Origin of the sequence: Pseudomonas sp. W17 (assembly GCF_040268305.1) — a bacterium.
GTDB lineage: Bacteria > Pseudomonadota > Gammaproteobacteria > Pseudomonadales > Pseudomonadaceae > Aquipseudomonas > Aquipseudomonas protegens.
In genome coordinates this window covers 6,331,071-6,348,569 of sequence record NZ_CP158490.1, presented here as the reverse complement: position 1 = coordinate 6,348,569, position 17,499 = coordinate 6,331,071, and the positions used below count along the sequence as shown (strand labels likewise).

22 protein-coding genes are annotated in these 17,499 nt (G+C 64.1%); 13 read left to right on the top strand and 9 right to left on the bottom strand.

Going from position 1 to position 17,499, the window contains the following annotated elements; genetic code table 11:
* Positions 1-25: 25 nt before the first annotated feature.
* The 5 genes from ABCR88_RS29220 to ABCR88_RS29200 all read right to left on the bottom strand — a co-directional run bounded on the left by ABCR88_RS29220 (position 26) and on the right by ABCR88_RS29200 (position 4,086).
* Positions 26-724, bottom strand: coding sequence for an OmpW family outer membrane protein (locus ABCR88_RS29220; RefSeq protein ID WP_041120027.1), 699 nt, complete (start codon positions 722-724; stop codon positions 26-28).
* Positions 725-891: 167 nt separating this feature from the next.
* Positions 892-1,413: a DUF3299 domain-containing protein gene (locus ABCR88_RS29215; RefSeq protein WP_026019988.1), complete on the bottom strand. Its 522-nt coding sequence runs from the start codon at positions 1,411-1,413 to the stop codon at positions 892-894.
* A gap of 25 nt (positions 1,414-1,438) precedes the next feature.
* On the bottom strand, positions 1,439-2,704 hold the full coding sequence (locus ABCR88_RS29210; protein WP_015637208.1) for an ABC transporter permease: 1,266 nt from the start codon (positions 2,702-2,704) through the stop codon (positions 1,439-1,441).
* Between the two features lies 1 nt (position 2,705).
* Positions 2,706-3,416, bottom strand: a complete 711-nt coding sequence (locus ABCR88_RS29205) for an ABC transporter ATP-binding protein (RefSeq protein ID WP_019093216.1) — start codon at positions 3,414-3,416, stop codon at positions 2,706-2,708.
* A gap of 61 nt (positions 3,417-3,477) precedes the next feature.
* Positions 3,478-4,086, bottom strand: a complete 609-nt coding sequence (locus ABCR88_RS29200) for a DUF2796 domain-containing protein (RefSeq protein ID WP_041120026.1) — start codon at positions 4,084-4,086, stop codon at positions 3,478-3,480.
* A 134-nt stretch (positions 4,087-4,220) separates the two neighbouring features.
* Between ABCR88_RS29200 and ABCR88_RS29195 the strand changes: the two genes are divergently transcribed.
* Positions 4,221-4,562: a hypothetical protein gene (locus ABCR88_RS29195; protein WP_015637205.1), complete on the top strand. Its 342-nt coding sequence runs from the start codon at positions 4,221-4,223 to the stop codon at positions 4,560-4,562.
* A gap of 92 nt (positions 4,563-4,654) precedes the next feature.
* On the opposite strand, the gene trxA is transcribed toward ABCR88_RS29195, so the two are convergent.
* The 3 genes from trxA to ABCR88_RS29180 form a co-directional block, all read right to left on the bottom strand.
* Positions 4,655-5,527 carry a thioredoxin gene (gene trxA / locus ABCR88_RS29190; RefSeq protein ID WP_325985286.1) on the bottom strand — a complete coding sequence of 291 codons (873 nt, stop codon included), beginning with the start codon at positions 5,525-5,527 and terminating at the stop codon, positions 4,655-4,657.
* 62 nt (positions 5,528-5,589) lie between these two features.
* On the bottom strand, positions 5,590-6,246 hold the full coding sequence (locus tag ABCR88_RS29185) for a 50S ribosomal protein L11 methyltransferase (protein WP_041120024.1): 657 nt from the start codon (positions 6,244-6,246) through the stop codon (positions 5,590-5,592).
* Positions 6,243-6,701 (bottom strand): hypothetical protein, encoded by a 459-nt coding sequence (locus tag ABCR88_RS29180; RefSeq protein WP_337155295.1) that lies wholly within the window; start codon positions 6,699-6,701, stop codon positions 6,243-6,245. Before ABCR88_RS29180 ends, ABCR88_RS29185 begins: the two co-directional genes overlap by 4 nt.
* Positions 6,702-6,830: 129 nt before the next feature.
* Between ABCR88_RS29180 and nrdR the strand changes: the two genes are divergently transcribed.
* From nrdR to ABCR88_RS29120, 12 genes are all read left to right on the top strand, one after another.
* Positions 6,831-7,295 (top strand): transcriptional regulator NrdR, encoded by a 465-nt coding sequence (nrdR, locus tag ABCR88_RS29175; protein WP_019095943.1) that lies wholly within the window; start codon positions 6,831-6,833, stop codon positions 7,293-7,295.
* Positions 7,292-8,425, top strand: coding sequence for a bifunctional diaminohydroxyphosphoribosylaminopyrimidine deaminase/5-amino-6-(5-phosphoribosylamino)uracil reductase RibD (ribD, locus tag ABCR88_RS29170; RefSeq protein ID WP_325985284.1), 1,134 nt, complete (start codon positions 7,292-7,294; stop codon positions 8,423-8,425). Before nrdR ends, ribD begins: the two co-directional genes overlap by 4 nt.
* Positions 8,426-8,472: 47 nt before the next feature.
* On the top strand, positions 8,473-9,135 hold the full coding sequence (locus tag ABCR88_RS29165; protein ID WP_011063737.1) for a riboflavin synthase: 663 nt from the start codon (positions 8,473-8,475) through the stop codon (positions 9,133-9,135).
* A gap of 16 nt (positions 9,136-9,151) precedes the next feature.
* A complete protein-coding gene (ribBA, locus tag ABCR88_RS29160; protein ID WP_011063736.1) occupies positions 9,152-10,243 on the top strand; it encodes a bifunctional 3,4-dihydroxy-2-butanone-4-phosphate synthase/GTP cyclohydrolase II in 1,092 nt (363 codons plus the stop codon).
* Positions 10,244-10,334: 91 nt separating this feature from the next.
* Complete coding sequence (ribE, locus tag ABCR88_RS29155) at positions 10,335-10,811, top strand: 6,7-dimethyl-8-ribityllumazine synthase (protein WP_011063735.1); 477 nt, start codon at positions 10,335-10,337, stop codon at positions 10,809-10,811.
* The gene (gene nusB, locus ABCR88_RS29150) at positions 10,808-11,308 is read left to right on the top strand and encodes a transcription antitermination factor NusB (RefSeq protein WP_011063734.1); all 501 of its coding nucleotides are present in this window, start codon (positions 10,808-10,810) and stop codon (positions 11,306-11,308) included. Before ribE ends, nusB begins: the two co-directional genes overlap by 4 nt.
* An 18-nt stretch (positions 11,309-11,326) precedes the next feature.
* Entirely contained in the window at positions 11,327-12,292 is a 966-nt protein-coding gene (gene thiL / locus ABCR88_RS29145) for a thiamine-phosphate kinase (protein WP_325985283.1), read from the top strand.
* Positions 12,289-12,792: a phosphatidylglycerophosphatase A gene (locus tag ABCR88_RS29140; RefSeq protein WP_011063732.1), complete on the top strand. Its 504-nt coding sequence runs from the start codon at positions 12,289-12,291 to the stop codon at positions 12,790-12,792. Before thiL ends, ABCR88_RS29140 begins: the two co-directional genes overlap by 4 nt.
* Positions 12,793-12,802: 10 nt before the next feature.
* Complete coding sequence (locus tag ABCR88_RS29135) at positions 12,803-13,546, top strand: transporter substrate-binding domain-containing protein (protein WP_350403761.1); 744 nt, start codon at positions 12,803-12,805, stop codon at positions 13,544-13,546.
* A 128-nt stretch (positions 13,547-13,674) separates the two neighbouring features.
* On the top strand, positions 13,675-14,292 hold the full coding sequence (gene ribA / locus ABCR88_RS29130; protein WP_011063730.1) for a GTP cyclohydrolase II: 618 nt from the start codon (positions 13,675-13,677) through the stop codon (positions 14,290-14,292).
* Complete coding sequence (locus ABCR88_RS29125) at positions 14,289-14,708, top strand: hypothetical protein (RefSeq protein WP_011063729.1); 420 nt, start codon at positions 14,289-14,291, stop codon at positions 14,706-14,708. Before ribA ends, ABCR88_RS29125 begins: the two co-directional genes overlap by 4 nt.
* Complete coding sequence (locus ABCR88_RS29120; RefSeq protein WP_123431456.1) at positions 14,708-15,505, top strand: cobalamin-binding protein; 798 nt, start codon at positions 14,708-14,710, stop codon at positions 15,503-15,505. Before ABCR88_RS29125 ends, ABCR88_RS29120 begins: the two co-directional genes overlap by 1 nt.
* Before the next feature lie 68 nt (positions 15,506-15,573).
* On the opposite strand, the gene ABCR88_RS29115 is transcribed toward ABCR88_RS29120, so the two are convergent.
* The gene (locus ABCR88_RS29115; RefSeq protein WP_123431457.1) at positions 15,574-17,466 is read right to left on the bottom strand and encodes a TonB-dependent receptor; all 1,893 of its coding nucleotides are present in this window, start codon (positions 17,464-17,466) and stop codon (positions 15,574-15,576) included.
* Positions 17,467-17,499: the final 33 nt, after the last annotated feature.

Genomic DNA, 17,499 nt, shown 5'->3' with positions numbered 1-17,499 from the left:
GGCGCCTTTTTTATTGCTGGCGGGTTTAGAACTTGTAACCCAGGCCCACCATGTAGACCCATGGATCAACGTCGACATTGACCTTGGCGCGGGTGCCGGCGGCCAGGGCGTTGTTGTCCACGTAGGCACGGGTATCGATATCGATGTAGCGCACCTGGGCGTTGACCATGATCTTGTCGGTCAGCATGTAGTCGGCACCGACCTGCCAGGCCAGGCCCCAGGAGTTCTTGGCGCGGAAGTTGTCGAAACCGGCGGCTTGGGCGCGGCTGCCGACGTGCTCGTCGTAGATCCAGGTGTAGTTGATACCGGCGCCGACGTAGGGTTGGAACGCCGATTTGCTATCCAGCGGGTAGTACACAACGCTCAGGGTTGGCGGCAGGTGTTTGAGGGTACCGAGCTTGCCGTTGGCTGCGGCCAGGGAGGTGTCTTTGATCTTCACGTCGTGTTCGAACGGGGTGGCGGCCAGCAGTTCGATACCGACGTTATTGGTCACCATGTAGGCGAAGTTCAGACCCAACTGAGTGTCGCTGCTCATGGTCGCCTTGCCGCCCAGGTTGGCGCCGGCCAAGGGGCCGCTGTCGACCTTGACGTCGGAGCTGTTGGCTTTTGGATTGACGGTAATGGCACCGGCGCGGATCAGGATATCGCCAGCTTCGTGGGCGTTGGCAATCGGGGCGGCGAGTGCGAGCGCGATCAGGGAGGCGCTAAGCAGAGACTTGTGCATGGGAGCTCCAAAGGACGATTCAGATTGGCTATGTCCAATGGTAAGGATCGTCAAGTTGACCGCCTTGACTCAGCTCAATGAAATGGCAAACCCCGGTTGGCGGGGTGAACTATTCTTTTGCCCCGCACTCTTTTGACGTTCCCCGGGCGTCGCCCACCCGCACTCTTTTACTCCGGCAACTCGTAGACGTAGATCTTCTGCGCCGCCATCTGGTAGCCGGCATCCGCCAGCTCGCTGGTGGAGGGCTTGACCTGCATGTCGCCTTCGATCCAGTACGGCTGGTACAGCTCATCGAGTTTCACCCCGACTTCGCTGGTGACGTGGACGATCTGGTTCGACGGCGGTGGCGGTACGTGGATGCAGGCGCCGAAGTAGGGCACCAGCAGGAAGTCTGTGGTACGTCCTTCCTCGCTCACTTCCAGGGGCACGATGTAGCCGGGCAGGCGCACCGATTGGCCGTCGAGGCTCTTCACCACCGGGGCATTGGGCAGGTCCTGCTTGGCAGCGGGGGCCGATTCGGCGGACAGCGCATCGCTCATCTGCGACAGGTCGTGCAGCGGCTTCATGTTCGGCACTTCCGGCGGCGCGTCCGGCGGGATCATTTCCGACCAGGTCAGGTCCTTCGGAGCCCCCGCCGCCCACAGCGGCGAGCTGAACAGCAGCGACAGGGCAAGCAGAGAGCGCAGCAAGCGTTGGGTCTTCATAAACCAGGGCTCATAAACGAATCGACAGGCCATCGGCCAGGGATTGCCGGTAGGCGCGCCAGGCCGGCACGCTGCCCATCAGCAGCGCGGCGATCAGAATACCGCCCAGCAGCGTCCACTCATACTGGCTGGGCCAGGACAGTGGCAGGTACAGCCCGTAATTCGACTGCACGTAGCCCTGGGCCAGGGCGATGCCCAGGTACAGCAGGCCAAGCCCGGCCAGCACCCCGAACAGCGCCAGGGCGAAGGCTTCGAAGATCAGCAGGGTCGCAATGTGCCAGGGGCGCGCGCCCACCGAGCGCAGGATGGCCATCTCCCGCCGGCGTTCATTGAGGCTGGTGAGGATCGCCGTGAGCATGCCGATCAGGCCGGTCAGGACCACGAACAGCGACACCACGAACAAGGCTTTCTCGGCGGTGCCCATCAGGCTCCAGAGCTCCTGCAGGGCCACGCCGGGCAGGATCGCCAGCATCGGCTCGCCGCGGAATTCGTTGATCTCCCGTTGCAGGGCGAAGGTCGAGATCTTGCTGTTGAGGCCCAGCATGAAGGCGGTGATGGCCTGGGGCGTCAGGTCCATGTTGCGCGCCTGGTCGGCGCTGATGCGCCCCTCGCCACGGGCCGGCACGCCGTTGTGCCAGTCGATGTGGATCGCCTCCATGCCGCCCAGGCTGATGTGCAGGGTGCGGTCCACCGGAGTGCCGGTGCGCTTGAGGATGCCGACCACGGTGAAGGGCTTGTCGTCGTGCTTGACCAGGCTGATGGCCGCCACGCCATGGGCCAGTACCAGCTTGTCCCCCAGCTTGTAGTGCAAGGCATCGGCGACTTCGGCCCCCAGCACCACTTCGAAGGGGTCGCTGGCGAAGGCCCGGCCCACCGCCAGTTGCAGGTTCTGCTGGTGGCCGTACTGGTAGTGCTGGAAGTAGGCGTCAGTGGTACCCATCACCCGATAGCCGCGGTGGGAGTCGCCCAGGGAAATCGGAATTGCCCATTTCACCTTGGGGTTGCTGGCGAAGTGCTCGAAGCTGTCCCAGCGAATGTTGTTGGTGGCGTTGCCGATGCGGAATACCGAGTACAGCAGCAGGTTCACCGAGCCGGAACGGGCGCCGACGATCAGGTCGGTTCCACTGATGGTGCTGGCGAAACTGGCCCGGGCTTCGGTGCGCACCCGCTCCACCGCCAGCAGCAGGCAGACCGAGAGGGCAATGGCGAAGGCGGTGAGGATCGCGGTGAAGCGACGGTTAGCCAGGCTGGCCATGGCTAGACGGAACAGATACATCTCAGACCTCTGCGGGCTTGGCGGCGCGATTGAGTTCGGCCAGCGACAGGTTGCGATCGAACAGCGCTGCCAGGCTCTGGTCGTGGCTGACGAACAGCAGGCTGGCCCCGGCTTCACGGCATTCGGCGAACAGCAATTGGAGGAAGGCTTCCCGGGCGTCATGGTCCAGCGCCGAGGTCGGTTCGTCGGCAATCACCAGTTCCGGCTGGCCGATCAGCGCCCGGGCCGCAGCGACCCGCTGCTGCTGGCCGATGGATAGCGAATCGGCGCGGCGGCCGAGCAGCTCCGGGTCCTTCAGCCCCAGGTGGGCCAGCAGGGTGGCTGCGGCCTGGTCGACGCTGCCATGGCGCTGTGCGGCGCGGCCGGCCCGTAGCTTGGAGAAGTGGCAGGGCAGCTCGACATTCTCGCGCACCGAGAGAAACGGCAGCAGGTTGAACTGCTGGAAGATGTAGCCGGTGTGATCGACGCGAAAGCGGTCGCGGGCGCCGGCCGAAAGCTCGGTCAGCTCCTGGCCCAGCAGGCGAATGCTGCCCTGGTTGGGTTTCTGCACGCCGCCCAGCAGGCCCAGCAGGGTGGTCTTGCCGCTGCCGCTGGGGCCCTTGAGGAACAGGGTTTCGCCGACTTCCAGGCGAAAGTCCGGGATGTCCAGTAACGGTGGATGACCGGGCCAGTTGAAGCCCAGGTTGGACAGTTCGATAAGTGCTTGGGTCATGTCGGGTCGATCATCGGATGAGTGTTGTAGCCGCCGAAGGCAGCGGCTACAGGGTTGGCGCTCAGAACTTCAGGGTTGCCGCCGTGGCGCTGGCTTCGACGCCCTGCTGGCCATTCGGCGAAATGAGTTGTACCTGAATTTTCTGGGTGGCGGGGAAGGTCTTGAAGACCTGCCCCAGATCGAGGGTCTTCAGGGCATCCGGCTTGGCGCAGGTGAACTGGTAGTGGGCATGGATCTCGCTGTGCTCATGGTGATGCTCGTGGCCAGCGGTGTCCTTGGCATCTTCGTCGTGGTCGTCGTCATCGTGATCATCGGCATCGGGCTTGTCGCCGAACAGCGGGCTCTGAAGCTCCTGCTTGGCCACCACGCACGCCGCTGCCTTGGGCAGGCTGAACAGCACCAGCGGCTGTTCCAGCTGGCTGCGGGCGGCAGCCACCTTGGCTTTGTCGGCATCGGTGCTCGGAGCGTGTTCGAAGCCCACCAGGTTCATTGCCGGGCTCTCCAGCTCCAGTTCCAGGGTCTGGCCGTCGAGCACCGCGTTCAAACGGCCGACTCCATGTTCGTGGGCGCCGAGGCTGCCATGTTCATGCTCGTGATCATGGGCTTGCGCGGCCTGGGCGGCGGCCAGCGGCAACAGGGCGAACGGCAGGGCGAGTAGCAGACGGCGCATAGCAAGTCTCCGGAGCGAAGATGAAATAAATGTTATGTGATCTTATAACAATCGGCCGCTGAGTTTGACCGTCCGCTTGGCGTTGCGCAAGACGCGTGGGAGCATGCTCGTCAGAAAAATTCAGGAGCACAGCAATGTTGCGGATTCGTGGAAGCATCGGCGACTGGCCGGTGGATTTGACCCTGGAACTGGACGAAGGCGACTGGGCGCAACTGGGTGCGCAGTTGCAGGCGGCCAAGCCCGAGAGCGTCGCGGTGGCGGCGAAGCCGGCCAGCCAGGACGATGCCCTGTGGCAGACCACCAAGGAGTTGCTGCGCAAGGCCGGGCAGCTCAGCGGGCCGGAGTTGCTGGAGCAACTGGAAGGGCTGGCCGGTAGCGCGGCGGCAGGCAAGCGCTTATTGGTGCGCTTGCGTCACTGTGCCGAGGTCAAGGTGGTGAGCGGCGCCGATACGCCGATCTACAGCTGGGTGCAATGACCCTGCAGGAGCCCGCTTGCTGGCGAATGCGTTCGGTCGGTCAGAACGCTTTCGCTGGCAAGCGGGCTCCTACACAAGCCAGCTCCTCCGGCTCAGTACAGGGCGGCGAACAGCTTGCGGCGGTAGGCGGTCACCAGGGGGTGGTCGTTGCCCAGCAGGTCGAAGACTTGCAGCAGGGTCTTGTGGGCGATGCCTTCGTTGTAGCTGCGGTTGCGCATGAACAGCTTGAGCAGGGCTTCGAGCGCCGCTTCATATTGCTGGCGCGCCAGTTGCTGGATCGCCAGTTGGTACAGGGCTTCATCGTCCTGCGGGTCCTTGGCCAGGCGCGCTTTGAGCTCGGCGGCGTCCGGCAGGTCCGCGGCCTGCTTGAGGAAGGTGATCTGCGCCTTGGCTCCGGCCAGGGCCGCCTTGTGCTCATCGCTCTTGACCGCGTCGAGCACGGTCTGGGCTTCACCCAGCTCGCCACGCTCGGCCAGGCAGCGGGCGTAGAGGATCAGCGCCTTGGCGTTGCTGTTGTCTTCGCCCAGCAGCACCTTGAGCAGGGTCTCGGCATCGCCGATACGGCCTTCGGCAAACAGGGCTTCGGCCTGTTCCAGCGGATCGGCGGCCGGCGGTGGCGGCATCTGCACATGCGGTTCGAGCATGGCCCGCACCGCGGATTCCGGTTGCGCACCGGCAAAGCCGTCTACGGGCTGGCCGTCCTTGAACAGCACCACGGTGGGCAGGCTGCGGATGCCGAAGCGGGCGACGATGTCCTGCTCGATGTCGCAGTTGACCTTGGCCAGCAGCAGTTCGCCCTGATAGCTCTCGGCAATTTGCTGCAGCATCGGCATCAGCGCCTTGCAGGGCGCACACCACTCGGCCCAGAAGTCCACCAGGACCGGCTTGTGAAAGGAGTTCTCGATCACCGACTGGTCGAAATCAGCGGTGCGGGCGTCGAAGATGTAGGGCGTTTCCTGACTCATGGGGTATCTCGAATAAGCGGGAATGGAACCACTATAAAGGCTGGCCGGGAGGCTGAAAATCGCTATCGCCGCTGTGCGTGATAGAGGCTCACGTTGCGAAATTCCCAGGGTTCGGCCAGGTCGGGCAGGGTGAGGGCATTGAGCATTTCCAGGCGCTGATAGAGCGGGTGCTGGAAGTCCCGTACGCGGGAATCCGCCACCAGGGCCTGGTGGCCACGGCTGAGGAACTGGTCCAGCAGCGGCAGGTTGGCCCGGTCGTAGAGCACGTCCGCCACCAGGATCAGGTCGAAGCGGTCGGCCTCGGCGAAGAAATCCATGGAATAGCTCAGCTCGACGCCATTGAGTCGGGCATTCGCCCGGCAGGCGGCAATGGCCAGCGGGTCAAGGTCACAGGCCACCACTTCCCGGGCCCCGGCCTTGGCCGCGGCAATTGCCGCCACGCCGGAACCGGCACCGAAATCCAGCACCCGCTTGCCCGCGACCCAATGCGGCTGCTCGGCCAGGTAGCGCGCCAGGGCCAGGCCGCTGGCCCAGCAGAAGCTCCAGTAGGGCGGCTCGTGGAGGATGCGCCGGGTTTCTTCCGGGGTGAAGGCGCGGTCCATGTTGTTGGCGTCGATCAGCCAGAGCTTCAGCGTGGTATCGGGCAGCTCGCAGGCTACCAGTCGCGCGTCCCCCAGCAGTTCGCTGAGGGCAGCTTGCAGGTCGAGCGGGACATTCATGGGGCTTTGATAAATTGCAGTTGGCCCAGGGCCTGGCTGGTGGGTTGGTCGATGCGTTGGGCCGGCAGGTGCAGGATCAATTGGCCGGACTGGCTGGCGCGGCCGCGCAGTTCGACCCGGGCGCCGGCCGGAAAGGCTTCGGTGGCAAAGCGCAGGCGGAACGGCAGGGCCTGGCTGGTGCCGCTCAGGTTGCTGCTGGCCAGCAGGCGTTGCGGACGGCCGCGCTCATCGATCACCAGCAGGGCCAGCTCGACGTCGGCGCCGGCCGGTACGCCCTCGAGGGTGCCACTCAACTCGCGCTGGTAGGCCGGCAAGGGGCCTGGATCGGCTGGTTCCTGATTTTTTTTCACCGCCTGCTGCTGTGAAGTGGAGGGGGCCGCGGTTTTTGGCGTATCGCTGCTGCAAGCGACCAACAGGCTGACAAGACTGAGCAGAACGAGCGGTCTGAGCGGCATCTGAAGCTCCAACAAGGCGAATTTCCGTGTGCGAAACATAATAGTCGGTCTGTATACCGTAAAGGCTATGGCTTGTCTTGCCAGTGGGATGCGCTACCATGGCCCTCCCTTTTTTTGTTGCCTGCCACCATGCACTGTCCCTTCTGCGGTGCCAACGACACCAAGGTCATCGACTCGCGTCTGGTCGCCGAGGGCGAACAGGTGCGCCGCCGGCGTGAATGCCTGGCCTGTGGTGAACGTTTCACCACCTTCGAAACCGCCGAACTGGTGATGCCGCGCCTGATCAAGACTGACGGCAGCCGTCAGCCCTTCGACGAAGAAAAACTGCGCGCCGGTATGCAGCGCGCCCTGGAAAAACGCCCGGTGAGTGTCGAGCGTCTGGAGGCGGCGCTGGTGCACATCAAGCACAAGCTGCGGGCCACCGGCGAGCGCGAGGTCAAGTCGCTGGTCGTGGGTGAGCTGGTGATGACCGAGCTGCAGAAGCTCGATGAAGTCGCCTACATCCGCTTCGCCTCGGTCTATCGCCGTTTCCAGGACCTCAACGAATTTCGCGAAGAGATCGACCGTCTCGCCCGTGAGCCGGCCAAGCAATGAACCAGCCTGCCGAGCAAGCGGTCCTCGACGCCCACTACATGGCCCGTGCTCTGGAACTGGCGCGCAAGGGTCGCTACTCCACCCATCCCAACCCGCGTGTCGGCTGCGTCATCGTGCGCGACGGCCAGGTGGTGGGCGAGGGCTGGCACGTGCGGGCCGGCGAGCCCCATGCCGAGGTACATGCCCTGCGCGCGGCCGGTGAACTGGCCCGTGGCGCCACCGCCTATGTGACCCTCGAACCCTGCAGCCATCACGGGCGTACGCCGCCCTGCGCCGACGCCCTGGTGAATGCCGGCGTGGCACGGGTGGTCGCGGCCATGCAGGACCCCAACCCGGAAGTGGCCGGCCGCGGCTTGCAGCGTCTGGCCCAGGCCGGCATCGACACCCATGGCGGTGTGCTGGAAGGCGAGGCGCGGGCGATCAATAAAGGCTTTCTGAAACGCATGGAGCACGGCCTGCCTTATGTGCGGGTCAAGCTGGCCATGAGCCTGGATGGCCGTACCGCCATGGCCAGTGGCGAGAGCCAGTGGATCACTGGCCCTGCGGCGCGCTCTGCAGTGCAGCGCCTGCGGGCCGAGTCCAGCGTGGTACTGACCGGCGCCGACACAGTGCTGGCGGACGACGCGCGGCTGACCGTGCGCGCCGCCGAACTGAGCCTGGATGCCGAGCAGACCGCCCTGGCCATGAGCCGGCCGCCGCTGCGGGTGCTGATCGACGGCCGCCTGCGGGTGCCTCTGGATGCGCCATTCTTCAAGGCCGGCCCAGCGTTGGTTGCCACTTGTGCGGCGGTGGAAGAGCAATACGCCAACGGCCCGGAATGCCTGATTGTTCCCGGCCCCGATGGCCAGGTGGATCTGCGTCGCCTGCTGTTGGAGCTGGCGGCCCGTGGGGTCAACGAAGTGCTGGTGGAAGCCGGCCCACGCCTGGCCGGGGCCTTTGCCCAGCAGGGCCTGGTGGACGAGTACCAGATATTCGTCGCCGGCAAGTTCCTCGGTTCCTCTGCGCGGCCGTTGCTGGACTGGCCGCTGGCGCAGATGAGCCAGGCGCCATTGCTGAAGATCATAGAAATGCGTGCGGTGGGCGATGACTGGCGAGTCACTGCCATCCCGGCCCCGCCAGCGAGCGTATAATTCCCGACTTTCGCCTACCCGGCGGCCCTGTTCTCGAGGAGGACTCCATGTTCACCGGCATCATCGAATCCATCGGCAGCATTCGCGCATTGACCCCAAAAGGCGGAGATGTGCGGGTCTATGTAGAAACCGGCAAGCTTGATCTGGCCGACGTCAAACTGGGCGACAGCATCGCGGTGAACGGCGTCTGCCTGACCGCTGTTGAACTGCCTGGCGATGGTTTCTGGGCCGATGTCAGCCGTGAAACCCTGGACTGCACCGCCTTTCATCAGTTGAAGGCCGGCAGCCGGGTGAACCTGGAGAAAGCCCTGACCCCGACCACCCGCCTGGGCGGTCACCTAGTCAGTGGCCATGTCGACGGCGTCGGTGAAGTGGTGGCGCGGGAAGAAAATGCCCGGGCCATCCAGTTCCGCATCCGCGCACCGAAAGAGCTGGCCAAGTACATCGCTCATAAAGGCTCGATCACCGTCGACGGCACCAGCCTGACGGTCAACGCGGTCAATGGCGCCGAGTTCGAGCTGACCATCGTTCCCCACACCCTGGCGGAAACCATCATGGCCGACTACCGGCCGGGTCGGCAGGTCAACCTTGAGGTGGACCTGCTGGCGCGCTACCTGGAGCGCCTGCTGCTGGGCGACAAGGCGGCCGAGGCCACGGGCGGCACCATTACCGAAAGTTTTCTGGCCGCTAACGGCTATCTCAAATCCTGACTCAAGGGGGTGCCGAGTGGCGCTCAACAGCATCGAAGAACTGGTTGAAGACATCCGCCAAGGCAAGATGGTCATCCTCATGGATGACGAAGACCGCGAGAACGAAGGCGACCTGATCATGGCCGCCGAGTGCTGCAAGGCCGAACACATCAACTTCATGGCCAAGCACGCCCGCGGCCTGATCTGCATGCCCATGAGCCGCGAGCGCTGCGAGCTGCTCAAGCTGCCGTTGATGGCGCCGCGCAACGGTTCGGGGTTTGGCACCAAGTTCACCGTGTCCATCGAGGCCACCGAAGGCGTGACCACCGGCATCTCTGCCGCTGACCGTGCGCGTACCGTACAAGCGGCAGCGGCCAAGGATGCCAAGGCCGAAGACATCGTCAGCCCGGGCCACATCTTCCCGCTGATGGCTCAGCCCGGCGGCACCCTGGCCCGCGCTGGCCACACCGAGGCCGCCTGCGACCTGGCGCGCATGGCCGGTTTCGAGCCCAGCGGGGTGATCTGCGAAGTGATGAACGACGACGGCACCATGTCCCGTCGCACCGAACTGGAAGCCTTCGCCGCCGAGCACAACATCAAGATCGGCACCATTGCCGACCTGATCCACTACCGGATGATCCACGAACGTACCGTTCAGCGGATTGCCGAGCAGCCGCTGGATAGCGAACTGGGCCAGTTCAACCTGGTGACCTATCGTGACTCCGTGGAAGGCGACGTGCACATGGCCCTGACCCTGGGCGAGATCTGCGCTGAAGAGCCTACCCTGGTACGGGTGCACAACATGGATCCGCTGCGCGACCTGCTGATGGTCAAGCAACCGGGCCGCTGGAGCCTGCGGGCGGCCATGGCCACGGTGGCCGAGGCCGGCAGTGGCGTGGTGCTGTTGCTCGGGCACCCGCTGGATGGCGACGTGCTGCTGGCGCATATCCGTGAAACCGCGGAGCACCAGCCGGCGAAGAAACCCACCACCTACAGCATCGTCGGTGCCGGTTCGCAGATCCTGCGCGACCTGGGCGTACGCAAAATGCGCCTGATGAGTGCGCCGATGAAGTTTAATGCGATATCCGGTTTCGACCTGGAAGTTGTAGAATACGTGCCCTCCGAATAAACGCCGCCTGTTTCCGGCAGCCTATTCGCGGTTCAAATATCACTGAAGAGCGTGTACTAGACACGCTCTGGCTCTTTAAGAGATTTGTCGAATGACCCTGAAGACCATCGAAGGTACCTTCATCGCCCCTAAAGGCCGCTATGCCCTGGTGGTCGGCCGTTTCAACAGCTTCGTCGTCGAAAGCCTGGTCAGCGGCGCGGTTGACGCCCTGGTTCGCCACGGCGTGAGCGAAAGCGACATCACCATCATCCGTGCTCCTGGCGCCTTCGAAATTCCGTTGGTTGCACAGAAAGTGGCACAAAAGGGTGAGTTCGCGGCAATCGTCGCCCTGGGCGCGGTCATTCGTGGCGGTACTCCGCACTTCGAATACGTGGCTGGCGAGTGCACCAAGGGCCTGGCCCAGGTGTCCATGGAGTTCGGCGTGCCAGTGGCCTTCGGCGTGCTGACCGTTGACTCGATCGAACAAGCCATCGAGCGTTCCGGCACCAAGGCCGGCAACAAAGGTGCTGAAGCTGCCCTGTCCGCCCTGGAAATGGTCAGCCTGCTGGCGCAGTTGGAGGCCAAGTGATTAGCGACGATAGCGATCGTTTCAACCCGCGCGATCCCAAGCCTGCCAATGCCGGCAAGCCATCCAAGAGCGCCAAGCGTCGCGAAGCCCGTCAGCTCGCGACCCAGGCGCTGTATCAATGGCACATGGCCAAGCATTCGCTGAACGAGATCGAAGCGCAGTTCCGGGTCGACAACGATTTCACTGACATCGATGGCGCCTACTTCCGTGAAATCCTGCACGGGGTTCCGGCCAACAAGAACGAGATCGACACCGCGCTCGTGCCTTGCCTGGACCTGGCCATCGATGAGCTGGACCCTGTGGAGCTGGCGGTTCTGCGCCTGTCCACCTGGGAACTGCTCAAGCGCGTCGACGTGCCGTACCGCGTTGTGATCAACGAAGGTATCGAACTGGCCAAGGTCTTCGGTTCCACCGATGGCCACAAGTTCGTCAATGGCGTACTCGACAAGCTGGCCCCACGCCTGCGCGAAGCTGAAGTGAAGGCGTTCAAGCGCTGAACCGCGCTTGCAGCTGCCATGGGCGAGTTTGAGCTGATCCGTAACTTCTTCGCTGCCGCGCCTTGTGCGCAGGGCGGCGAGGGTGTTGCCCTGGGGATCGGCGACGACTGCGCCTTGCTGGCAGTTGCCCCTGGCGAGCAGTTGGCGATTTCCACCGACACCCTGGTGGCCGGTGTGCATTTCGCCGATCCCTGCGAGCCCTTTCTTCTTGGCCAACGCTCCCTGGCGGTGGCTGTCAGCGACCTGGCCGCCATGGGCGCCACGCCACTGGCCTTTACCCTTGCCCTGACCCTGCCGACGGTAAGCACCGATTGGCTGCAGGCCTATGCCCAAGGCTTGAATGCCATGGCGCAGAACTGCGGGGTGCACCTGATCGGTGGCGATACCACCCGCGGCCCCTTGACCCTGACCCTGACGGTATTCGGCCGGGTACCTGCCGGCCTGGCCCTGACCCGCAGCGGTGCTCGGGCAGGCGATCTGCTGTGCGTCGGCGGTGACCTGGGCAGCGCCGCCGGCGCCTTGCCGCTGGTTCTGGGCCAGCGCAGCGCCGAGCCGGCGCTGGCTGAGCCACTGCTGGCCCATTACTGGTCGCCGCAACCGCAACTCGCCCTGGGCCAGGCGCTGCGGGGCAAGGCCACGGCGGCGCTGGACATCTCCGATGGCTTGCTGGCCGACTGCGGCCATATCGCCACGGCCTCGGCGGTTGGTTTGCAGGTCGAGGTCGAGAAGCTGCCGCTGTCGCCGGCGCTGCTGGGCTTTCTCGGCCAGCAGGGCGCTCGCGCCGCGGCCCTGAGTGGCGGTGACGACTACGTCCTGGCCTTCACCCTGCCACCGGCCGAACTGGCGCCGCTACTGACGGCCGGCTGGCCAGTGCGGGTGGTCGGGCGAGTGGTGGCCGGGCAGGGGGTGACCCTGCTGGATGCCGATGGGCAGGACATCACCCCCGGCACCCGGGGTTATCAACACTTTCCGGAGACACAGTGACAGATCATCCCAAACAGGTCCCGGCGGAGTTCGTACCGCCGTCGGTGTGGCGCAACCCCTGGCATTTCCTGGCCTTCGGCTTTGGCTCCGGCACCTTGCCCAAGGCGCCGGGCACCTGGGGTTCGCTGGTTGCGCTACCCTTTATCCCGCTGTGGCAGATGTTGCCGGACTGGGGCTACTGGCTGATGCTCGGCATCACCATGCTGTTCGGCTTCTGGTTGTGCGGCAAGGTGGCCGACGATCTGCGGGTGCATGACCACGAAGGCATCGTCTGGGATGAAATGGTCGGCATGTGGATCACCCTGTGGCTGGTGCCCGAAGGCTGGTACTGGCTGCTGGCAGGTTTCCTGATGTTCCGCTTCTTCGACATTCTCAAGCCCTGGCCGATTCGCTGGATCGACCGGCATGTGCATGGCGGCGTCGGCATCATGCTCGACGACGTGCTCGCCGGGGTGTTTGCCTGGCTGGCGATGCAAGGGCTGGTGTGGTGCTTCAGCTGAGGAAATAGGCATGGGTGTGTGCCGCGCGCTGCTGGTATTGCTGGTTGCCTTGAACTGTTGCAGCGTCCGGGCCGCGGAGCCGCAGGCGCAGCCCAGGCACATTCGCATCGCCAGCGAGGTCTGGAGCGATTACACCGAAGCCAACGGCGAGGGGCTGGGCTGGGACATCCTGCGCGAAGTCTTCGAGCCGCTGGGTGTGACCATCGAACGTTGCAGCGTGCCCTATACCCGTTCGGTCGGGCTGGTACAGCGCGGCGAAGTGGACGCCCACATGGGTGCCTACCGTGATGAGTCGCCGGGTGTGCTTTACCCCCACTGGAACTACGACACCGATCACATCTACGCCCTGGGACTGGCCAGCAACCCCGAGTTGAGCCTGGCGACTATCGCCAGTTACCGACTGGTCTGGGTGCGCGGCTACAAGTACCAGGACTACCTGCCCAATATCCGTCGCTACAACGAGATCCGCCGGCGCATCGGCATCCTGCCGATGCTGCTGTACAGCCGCGCCGACTATTACATCGATGCCCAGACCGAGATCGACTACGTGCTGGGGCAGGCCTCCGATCCGAGCCAGTTCAAGCGTACCCATCTGACCGAGCTGCCGCTGTACCTGGGGTTCGCCAGCAACCCGCGCGGGCGGGAAATGCGCGAACTGTACGACCAGCGCATGGCACAGCTGGTGAGCACCGGGCGTTTGCGGCCGATCTTCGAGCGCTGGAAACAGCCTTATCCCTTTGACGGGAGCCCTTAGCCGGCGGTGCGTTGATCAAACTTATCGATCTTTATCTCCGATAATTCAGCCTAAGCGTCCAGTGGAGGCTGCTGTTACAATGCCGCCTCTGCGAATCTCCAGTCCTCATACAGATCAGGAGCACAACAGTGCCCGTCGTTTTTGTTGCTGCTTGCAAGCTGCCTACGCCTTTTGCGCAATTCACCATGCATGGTTTTCTCGATGAAGCTACCGGCCGCGAGCATGTGGTGCTCAGCCTGGGCGATATCGCCGACGGCGCTCCGGTTCTCGGCCGCCTGCACTCCGAGTGCCTGACCGGCGATGCACTGTTCAGCCAGCGTTGCGACTGCGGCTCGCAACTGGAAGCCGCCCTGCAGGCCATTGCCCGCGAAGGTCGTGGGGTGTTGCTGTACTTGCGCCAGGAAGGCCGGGGTATCGGCCTCTTGAACAAGATCCGCGCCTACGAACTGCAGGACGGTGGCGCCGACACCGTGGAGGCCAACGAACGCCTGGGCTTTGCCGCCGACCAGCGCGACTACGCCATGTGCCTGCCGATGCTGGAGCACCTGGGGGTCAAGTCCCTGCGCCTGATGACCAACAACCCGCGCAAGGTCAAGGCCTTGACCGAGATGGGGATCCAGGTCGCCGAGCGCGTACCGCTGCACACCGGCCATAACCCGCACAACAAACTCTACCTGGCGACCAAGGCCAGCAAGCTCGACCACATGATGGGCAACGAGCATCAGGGCGAGGTCGACCGCGCGTGACCCGGGGCCAAGTCAAGCGGCGCCTGACCGTCAGTTGGTGGCAATACCTGGCCCTGGGCCTGTTGCCGTTGTTCGTGATCAACGCGCTGTTCGGCCAGGGCGAGCCCATCCTGCCGGTGCTGGCGATGCCGTTCTTCATTGCCGGGGTGGCATCGATGTTCGTCAGCCTGCGCTTCTTCGGCGGCTACAAGCACGCCCTGATCGCCACCCAGAAAGCCCTGGACACTCCCGAGGAACCGGCGGCCTGGATCAACCTTGCGGCCAGCCGGCGGGTGGCGTTCCTGGCGGCGTCGCTGCCGGCCTGGATCGGTACCCTGGCGGTGTTCGTCGGCCTGGAAGCGGTGCCGCTGATGCTTCTGGCGGTGTCCACGGCGGTGCTGTTCTACCTCTATCGCATTCCGCGTCAACTGGGCTGATGCTGCGCTGGCTGGCGGTCCTGTGCCTGCTGGCCAGTGTTCCGGCGCTGGCGGCGCAGCGGGTGGTGAGTCTTGCGCCATCGCTCTCGGAAATCGTTGTAGAGCTAGGCGCCGCCGAGCTGCTGGTGGGCGTGCTGGATGCCGGTGAACGGCCCGCGCCGCTCAAGGACCTGCCTTCGGTGGGGCGCTACGGCCAGCTGGATATCGAGCGCCTGCTGAGCCTCAAACCTGATTTGCTGTTGCTCTGGCCGGGCAGTGTCGGCCCGGCCCAGCGCGATCAGCTGGCGCGCCTGGGGATTCCCACCCTGGTTGCCGAACCCCATGACTTCCCGCAACTGACCGCGCAGATTGCCGAGATCGGCGAGCGCCTGGGCCGCCCGGCGGCCGGCCGCGAGCTGGCCGCCGAGTTGAACGGGCAACTGGCTGCATTGCGCGTCCGCTATCACCGCGAACCGCTGTTGCCGGTGTTCTATCAGGTCTGGGACCAGCCGCTGTACACGGTGGGTGGTGGGCAGATCATCAGCGAAGCCTTGAGCGTCTGCGGCGCGCGCAATGTGTTTGCCGACCAGCAACTGCCGGCGCCCCAGGTCAGTATCGAGTCGGTGTTGCAGCGCAATCCGCAGGCGATCCTCGCCACCGCCCAGGGACAACTGGATGCCTGGAAGGACTGGCCGCAGGTCGCGGCGGTGCGGCAAGGGCGGTTGCTGCTGGTAAGGGACAAGGGCCTGGAGCGGCCCAGCGGGCAGATGATTGCCGCGACGGCCAGGCTCTGTGCCTTGATCGCACCTGAGCGCTGAGCCCCTTCACCGGCAGGCCTTGCCCTAGGGGCCTGTAGGAGCCGGCTTGCCGGCGAAGGCGGCGGACCTTACAGCTCAGGCGTCCAGGTCACGCCGAGCATCCAGGTACGGCCTTCGCTGCGGTAGCCATAGTCGTTGCCGTTGTACTCGTAGAGCGCGCGGCTATAGGACTTGTCGAAGATGTTGTCGAGTTTCAGGTCCAGCTTCACTTCCTGATTGATCGCCCAACTGCTTCGCAGTCCGAGCAGGCCGTAGCCGCCAATCGGGACTTGCTTTTTCGTGCTCAAGTCCTCATGGCTCTTGCTCACCAGTTGCCAGCTGGCACCTAGCGCCAATTGGTCGAACTGCCGGTCTAGATCCAGATTCAAGGTGCGGCGGGCACGGCGCGGCAGTTGATGGCCATCCTTGCGATTGCGCGGATCAATGATCGCGGTGCCGATGCTGGTCTGCCAGCCGAACAGTTCCTGTTTCAGGGCCGCTTCGAAACCGTTGATTCTCGCTGCGCCAACGTTTTCCGGGCGTTGGGCTATGCGGTCATAAATGATTGCGTCCTTGATATCGGTGCGGAAGATCGAGGTCTCCAGGCGAGTGCTTTGCGTCAGTTGGCTACGCCACTGCAATTCATAGCTCTTGGAGTGTTCCGGCTTGAGGTCGGGGTTGCTGAAGCCGGGGTAATACAGGTCGCTGAAGTTGGGCGCCCGGAAACCTTCGCTATAGGAGAGCAGCAAGTCATTGTCCGGGTTGAGCGGCAGGGTAAAGGTGCCGCTCCAGGTGTTCTGGCTGCCATATTGCTGGTTCTGGTCGCGGCGCAGACCCAGCTCGGTGGAGAAACTGTCACCGCGAAAGCGGTGCTGAATGAAGGCTGCCCGGTTCCAGCGGCTGTCTTCGGCAAATCGCGCCGGGCTGGTATTGAGCCGGTCTTCGTACCAGTCAGCGCCGAGGATCAGGCTGTTGTGTTCGTCCAGGCGCAGATCGTTCTGCCAGTTCAGCGAGTCCCGGTAGGTATTGAATACGTTTCGTTCGTCACTGAGTTTGTCGCGCTTGAGGTCGCGGTTCTCGCTATGCCCCAGCTCTACTCGCGACGTCCAGTAATCATTGATGTGCGCATCGAGATAGCCGCTGACGCTGCTGACACTGAAGTCGGTGTAAGGATCCTGGGCGAAGACGTCGTAGCTTGAGTCGTAGCGCCCGAAGGGGTTGTCATAGCGCGTGCGACCACGGTTATCCAGCAGGTTGAGGCCTACCTCCAGGTCATCGTTCAGCGCATGGCTGAGGGTGAAGCTCAACGACTTGTTGCGGTAACCATCATGGTCGGCATCGCTGGGGAACGATTCGTGGGTCCAGTCGATCCCGGCGGTTTCATCCAGGTTGGCGCCGAGGCTGAAGCGTGTCTGTTGATCTCCACCGGACAGTCCCAGGCTGCGCTCCCAGGTCTGGTTGCTGCCAGCGGCGACGCGCATGCGCCCATGGAGCCCCGAGTCCGCTCCGCGCCGGGTGAAGATCTGGATCACCCCGCCAATGGCGTCGCTGCCATAGATCACTGAGCGCGAGCCACGCAGTACTTCCACCCTTTCTATCTGCTCGATACTGATGAACTGCAGGTTACTGTCGCCGCTCGATGAGCTGCTGATGCGCTGGCCGTCCACCAGCACCAGGCTCTGGGCCGAGTTGGTGCCGCGGATGAAGATATTCGGCAGGTTGCCGCGCCCGCCGCCCTGGGCTACCTGCACCCCTGGCACCCGCTGCAGCAGGTCGGTGAGGCTGCCGGGTTGCAGGCGGTCGATGTCTTCCCGGGTGAATACGGTGTTGGCGGCGCTGCTGTCATTGCGCGCTTCCACCTGGCGGTTGGCGCTGATCAGCATTTCGGGCAGTTTCAGGGCCTGATCGCGGTCGGGGGTGTCGGCAAAGAGTTCGGCGCAGGGCAAAAGGCAAAGCGGCAGGGCCAGGCGAGAGAGTTTCATGGCTATTCCGTTAGCGCGGCTCGGCCTTTGCCG

Bases quoted from the DNA above. Each gene is read 5' to 3' on its own strand.
- ABCR88_RS29220 (WP_041120027.1), bottom strand. From the start codon at position 724: ATGCACAAGTCTCTGCTTAGCGCCTCCCTGATCGCGCTCGCACTCGCC.
- ABCR88_RS29210 (WP_015637208.1), bottom strand. From the start codon at position 2,704: ATGTATCTGTTCCGTCTAGCCATGGCCAGCCTGGCTAACCGTCGCTTC.
- ABCR88_RS29205 (WP_019093216.1), bottom strand. From the start codon at position 3,416: ATGACCCAAGCACTTATCGAACTGTCCAACCTGGGCTTCAACTGGCCC.
- ABCR88_RS29200 (WP_041120026.1), bottom strand. From the start codon at position 4,086: ATGCGCCGTCTGCTACTCGCCCTGCCGTTCGCCCTGTTGCCGCTGGCC.
- ABCR88_RS29195 (WP_015637205.1), top strand. From the start codon at position 4,221: ATGTTGCGGATTCGTGGAAGCATCGGCGACTGGCCGGTGGATTTGACC.
- trxA (WP_325985286.1), bottom strand. From the start codon at position 5,527: ATGAGTCAGGAAACGCCCTACATCTTCGACGCCCGCACCGCTGATTTC.
- ABCR88_RS29185 (WP_041120024.1), bottom strand. From the start codon at position 6,246: ATGAATGTCCCGCTCGACCTGCAAGCTGCCCTCAGCGAACTGCTGGGG.
- ABCR88_RS29180 (WP_337155295.1), bottom strand. From the start codon at position 6,701: ATGCCGCTCAGACCGCTCGTTCTGCTCAGTCTTGTCAGCCTGTTGGTC.
- nrdR (WP_019095943.1), top strand. From the start codon at position 6,831: ATGCACTGTCCCTTCTGCGGTGCCAACGACACCAAGGTCATCGACTCG.
- ribD (WP_325985284.1), top strand. From the start codon at position 7,292: ATGAACCAGCCTGCCGAGCAAGCGGTCCTCGACGCCCACTACATGGCC.
- ABCR88_RS29165 (WP_011063737.1), top strand. From the start codon at position 8,473: ATGTTCACCGGCATCATCGAATCCATCGGCAGCATTCGCGCATTGACC.
- ribE (WP_011063735.1), top strand. From the start codon at position 10,335: ATGACCCTGAAGACCATCGAAGGTACCTTCATCGCCCCTAAAGGCCGC.
- thiL (WP_325985283.1), top strand. From the start codon at position 11,327: ATGGGCGAGTTTGAGCTGATCCGTAACTTCTTCGCTGCCGCGCCTTGT.
- ABCR88_RS29135 (WP_350403761.1), top strand. From the start codon at position 12,803: ATGGGTGTGTGCCGCGCGCTGCTGGTATTGCTGGTTGCCTTGAACTGT.
- ABCR88_RS29120 (WP_123431456.1), top strand. From the start codon at position 14,708: ATGCTGCGCTGGCTGGCGGTCCTGTGCCTGCTGGCCAGTGTTCCGGCG.
- ABCR88_RS29115 (WP_123431457.1), bottom strand. From the start codon at position 17,466: ATGAAACTCTCTCGCCTGGCCCTGCCGCTTTGCCTTTTGCCCTGCGCC.